The sequence below is a fragment of the Cellulomonas massiliensis JC225 genome, from assembly GCF_000312005.1.
In the GTDB taxonomy this organism is placed as follows: domain Bacteria; phylum Actinomycetota; class Actinomycetes; order Actinomycetales; family Cellulomonadaceae; genus Cellulomonas; species Cellulomonas massiliensis.
In genome coordinates this window covers 566028-570206 of sequence record NZ_HE978588.1, presented here as the reverse complement: position 1 = coordinate 570206, position 4179 = coordinate 566028, and the positions used below count along the sequence as shown (strand labels likewise).

General features: G+C 76.7%; 6 protein-coding genes. 3 read left to right on the top strand and 3 right to left on the bottom strand.

Features of this window, described 5'->3' with window-relative positions:
* The coding region (locus HGCM_RS19595; RefSeq protein WP_019135348.1) for a ScoMcrA-related endonuclease at nucleotides 1-290 on the bottom strand (290 nt) is incomplete at its 3' end.
* A 169-nt stretch (nucleotides 291-459) separates the two neighbouring features.
* Between HGCM_RS19595 and HGCM_RS02690 the strand changes: the two genes are divergently transcribed.
* Nucleotides 460-930: a hypothetical protein gene (locus HGCM_RS02690; RefSeq protein WP_019135347.1), complete on the top strand. Its 471-nt coding sequence runs from the start codon at nucleotides 460-462 to the stop codon at nucleotides 928-930.
* Between the two features lie 121 nt (nucleotides 931-1051).
* Nucleotides 1052-1351, top strand: a complete 300-nt coding sequence (locus HGCM_RS02685) for a DUF1540 domain-containing protein (RefSeq protein WP_026075220.1) — start codon at nucleotides 1052-1054, stop codon at nucleotides 1349-1351.
* A 16-nt stretch (nucleotides 1352-1367) separates the two neighbouring features.
* Here the strand turns inward: HGCM_RS02685 and HGCM_RS02680 are convergent, their stop codons facing one another.
* Nucleotides 1368-2168 (bottom strand): phosphotransferase, encoded by an 801-nt coding sequence (locus tag HGCM_RS02680; RefSeq protein ID WP_026075219.1) that lies wholly within the window; start codon nucleotides 2166-2168, stop codon nucleotides 1368-1370.
* A 130-nt stretch (nucleotides 2169-2298) separates the two neighbouring features.
* Entirely contained in the window at nucleotides 2299-3093 is a 795-nt protein-coding gene (locus HGCM_RS02675; protein WP_019135344.1) for a hypothetical protein, read from the bottom strand.
* Nucleotides 3094-3307: 214 nt separating this feature from the next.
* Here HGCM_RS02675 and HGCM_RS19590 point away from each other — a divergent pair.
* Nucleotides 3308-4179: sigma-70 family RNA polymerase sigma factor (locus tag HGCM_RS19590; protein ID WP_019135343.1), on the top strand; the 872-nt coding region annotated here is incomplete at its 3' end.

The following is a 4179-nucleotide window of genomic DNA, read 5'->3' as shown; positions in this document are numbered from 1 at the left end:
GGAGCGGCCGAGACGGGCTCGTCGACCTCGAAGCCGCGGCGCCGCAGCAGCGCGGCGGCGGCCGCCATGCCGTCCCCGAACTCGTCCGCCGTCGCGAGCCGGCCGGTCGCGTACCGGTGGGCCACGCCGAGCACCGCCCGCGAGTCGTAGCTGCGGCCCTCGTGCAGCAGCGGGTAGCCCGTCGAGGGCTCGAACCCGTAGACGCCGCGGAAGACGTCGGCCCCGCGGTCGTCGTACTCCGCGATCGCCTGGAGGATGTGCTGACGCGTCACGGCGGAGAAGGTGGCCACGCTCCGAGCGTACGTCGCCCGCCGAGCGCGACCGGGGGACGAGGTCGCCGCTAGGCCGGTGACGCACCGCACCCGCGGCGGTCGGGCGGGCGTCGGGGCTCAAGCGCACGGCCTTCCGCGCCGAAGTCCCACCCGGGGGCGCGGTCCCGCGCGCCCGGAGAGGACCGTCATGACGTCGCCGACCGCGTGGCAGCCCGCGCCGGAGGACCGCCTCGACCTGCACGCGGGTCCTCCCGCGCCCGACGCCGCGTGGACGCCGCCGCCCGGCCGGCTCGGCGGCGCCGAGGTCGACCCGTTCGCCGGCCTGCGCCGGGACGCGGTGGAGCCGGGTCATGCCGTCGACGCCGCCGGGCCCGTACCGGCCGACGCCCCGGGCGCTCGCGGCCGGCTCGCGCGGGCGTGGTCCTCCCTCACGTCGGACGACCGTCCCACCTGGTCGTCGGTGTCCCGGGTCGTGGGCGTCGGGGCGCTCGTCCGGCAGCTGGTGGCGGCGCTCGCCGGCGTGCTGCTCGTCGGGCTCGGTGGGTTCCTGCTCGGGATCGACCGGCTGTGGGGGCTCGTGCCGCTGCTCGCCGGCGTGGCGCTCGTCGTCCTCGGGCTGCGCCGCACGTCGCGCTTCCTCGACGCGCTCCCGCGCTGACCGCTCCCTCATCGGCTCCCGGTGAGGCAGGACTGCCTTGCTGGCCGTGCCCGGCGGGCGGGTCTACCGTCGAGGGATGGGCGCGACGGCGCGCCACCCGGACGACGTCTCGGAGGTCCGCATGAGCACCCTGATGGAGATGCCGCAGGTCGCCGAGTGCTCGGTCGCCGGCTGCTCCTACAACGACCACTCGCACTGCCACGCGGCCGCCGTGACGATCGCCGGCAGCGCCGGTGACGCCGCCTGCGCGACGTTCATCCCGCTCGGCACGAAGGGTGGCCTCGACAAGGTCGTCTCGCACGTCGGTGCGTGCCAGCGCGCCGAGTGCCTCCACAACGCGTCGCTCGAGTGCACCGCGGACGCCGTCCGGATCGGCTCCGGGCACGACCACGCGGACTGCCTGACCTTCACGCCGCGCTGAGCACGGCGCCCGCTCGTCACGGGTGACGGGCGAGCTCCACCAGGTGGCGGACGAGCTCCGCGGCGGGGACGACGAGCTCGCGCTCGCCGCTGACCAGCGCCGGGTCGACGAGGCGCTGCTGCACGGCCTCGTCCAGCGAGCCGACGACGTCCTCGTCGACCGCCGCGAGGAACGCGACGAGCATCGCCCGGGCCGCCTGCGAGTAGGTGCCGCCGGCGTCCACGGCGACCTCGGCGACGATGATCGCGGTCAGGGCGACGTCGAGCGCCGCGCGTCCCGGCCGGGCCGTCGACCAGTCGATGAGGTACGGACCGTTCGCCTCGGTGAGGATGACGTTGGCCGGGTGGATGTCGAGGTGGACCAGCACCTCGCCCGGGGCGGAGCCCTCCGGCGCCGGCAGCGCGTGCAGGCGGGTGTGCAGGTCGGCGAGCACCCGCGCTCCGTCCGGGATGCTCACCTCCTCCGCCGCCAGCGCCTGCAGCAGCGTCGGGCCGTGCAGCCGCTCGAGCAGCAGGTCCGGGCCGGACGCGTCGATCACGGCCGGCGCGGGGAAGCCGAGCCCGGCGACGTACCGCAGCACGCGCGCCTCACCGGCGGTGTCGCGGCCGTCGCGGTAGCGGCGCAGCAGGGTGGCGTCGTCGACCGCGAAGACGTCGGTCGAGGTGCCGGCGGCGATGCGGGCGTGCTCGCCGGGGTCGAGGCTCGCGAGGTCCACGGGCCGCTCGTCGAGCGTGCGTTGATGAGGGAGCGAGCCGGTGGCGGGCTCTGCTCCGGTGGGGTCTGAGGACGGCTTCGGCGCCGCCTGCGCGGGCGTCATCCATCGACGGTAACCCTGAACGGCCGGTCGGGCACCCCTGGACCGCACAAAGGTGCGTGACCTGGCCCACAGGCGGTCTTGGCCCCGCGGATGCGGACGCTTGACCTGCAGCCGCCGCGGCGGGCGGTGCTCAGGAGCGGCGCAGCCCCTGCAGGAGGGCGATCGCCGCGAGGTGCGAGCCGGGCAGCGGCAGCACCTGCACGCGCGGCGGGCGGCGCGTCACGTCCGCCACGTCGAGGGCCTCCACGGCGCGCCGGATCCGGGCGCGCAGCTCGGCGACGCGCAGCTCCTGGTCCTCGTCGGGCGCGAGCAGGGCCACGAACACGCCGCCGCCCACCGAGGCCATCGGGTGACCCTCGCCGAACGTCAGGGTGAGCGCGTCGCCGACCGCCGCGGCACGCAGCGAGCGCAGCAGCGCGCCGACCTCGCCCACGGCCACGTCGACGACGACGAGGCTGCCGGCCGCCCCGGGCCTCGGGTCGACCTGGTCGGCGGCGTGCGCGGCGCGCGTGGCGTCCCGGTAGGCCTCCGCGAGGCGCGTCGTCAGGTACTGCGCCGTCGGGAGGCCCGACTCGGGGTCGATCGTCGCCGGGGCCACGGCCAGCCCGGCCTGCCCGTCGGCCCAGCCCTGGCACAGTGCGCGGACGACGTCGAGCGGCGGGTCGCCGTCCCGCTCGTCGGCCCGCCACAGGCAGGCGAGGTCGTCGATCGCCTCCGTGACGCCCACGCCCGCCTCGCCGCGCGCGCGGCCGAGGCGCTCGACCGCGTCGTGCAGCCCGACCCCGACGAGGTACGCGCCGACCACCGCGTCGACCGCGCCGTCGTGCCAGTCGGAGGGGCGCAGCCACACCGACGACGTGCTCGCCTCACGCCACCGCGTGAGCAGCGGCGCAGGCGTGCGCAGACCGCCGGCGTTCGTCGTCATGCCCGATGAGAGGGGCGCCCCGGCCGGTCGTGACGCCGGTCAGGGTGTTTTCACCCACGCGGGGCGCCGTGGGGCAGGATCACGGGCCGTTCCGGGGGTCACCCGTTCGGGGGATTTCACCCGCCCGGGTGCCACGGGGCCGCGCCTGCGCCCGGTTCACCCCTTGCGTCGCTTATGGCACAGTGAACTCGCGCCTGTCGCGAAGTGGAGACCAGTGAGCACGCCCCCGGACCAGCTCGACGAGGCTTCCGTCTCAGACGCCGAGCTCATCGCCGCCGCCCGTTCGGGTGACGCGGGTGCTCTCGGCGTGCTCTACGAGCGCCACGCGGAGGCCGCGCGGGCCGTCGCCGCCCGCTACACGAACTCGGCGGCGGACGCGGACGACGTCGTGTCGGAGTCCTTCGCCGCCGTCATGGGCGCCCTCCAGCGCGGCAACGGCCCCACCGAGGCGTTCCGTGCCTACCTGTTCACGGTGGTGCGCCGCGTCGCCGGCACGCGCCGGGACGCCGGACGCCGCGAGCAGCCCACCGACGACCTCGCCGCGCTCGAGTCCGGCACCGCCTGGGCCGGCTCCGCCGAGGACCCGGCGCTCGCGGGCTTCGAGCGCGGCGTCGTGGCCCGCGCGTTCCACTCGCTGCCCGAGCGGTGGCAGGCGGTGCTCTGGCACACCGAGGTCGACGGCCTCAACCCCGCGCAGATCGCCCCGATCCTCGGCATCAGCGCGAACAGCGTGGCCGCGCTCGCCTACCGGGCGCGCGAGGGCCTGCGCCAGGCGTACCTGCAGCAGCACCTCGGCGACCCGCTCGAGCCCGGGTGCCGGGCGTTCGCGGGCAAGCTCGGCTCGTACGTGCGCGGCGGCCTCGGCACGCGTGAGACGGCGGCGGTGGAGAGGCACCTCGACGAGTGCGGCGAGTGCCGTGGGCTCGTCCTGGAGCTCGGCGACGTCAACCACGGCATGCGGGCGGTCGTCGCGCCGCTCGTGCTCGGCGTGGCGGGCCTCGGGGCGATCGCCGGTCTGGCGCCCGTCGCGGCGGGGCTCGGCGCGGGCGCGGTCGCCGCGTCCGGCGCGGGCTCCGGGACCGGTGG

What these genes read in the sequence shown, in the direction of transcription:
- HGCM_RS02690 (WP_019135347.1), top strand. Translation starts at nt 460, where the DNA reads ATGACGTCGCCGACCGCGTGGCAGCCCGCGCCGGAGGACCGCCTCGAC.
- HGCM_RS02685 (WP_026075220.1), top strand. Translation starts at nt 1,052, where the DNA reads ATGAGCACCCTGATGGAGATGCCGCAGGTCGCCGAGTGCTCGGTCGCC.
- HGCM_RS02680 (WP_026075219.1), bottom strand. Translation starts at nt 2,168, where the DNA reads ATGACGCCCGCGCAGGCGGCGCCGAAGCCGTCCTCAGACCCCACCGGA.
- HGCM_RS02675 (WP_019135344.1), bottom strand. Translation starts at nt 3,093, where the DNA reads ATGACGACGAACGCCGGCGGTCTGCGCACGCCTGCGCCGCTGCTCACG.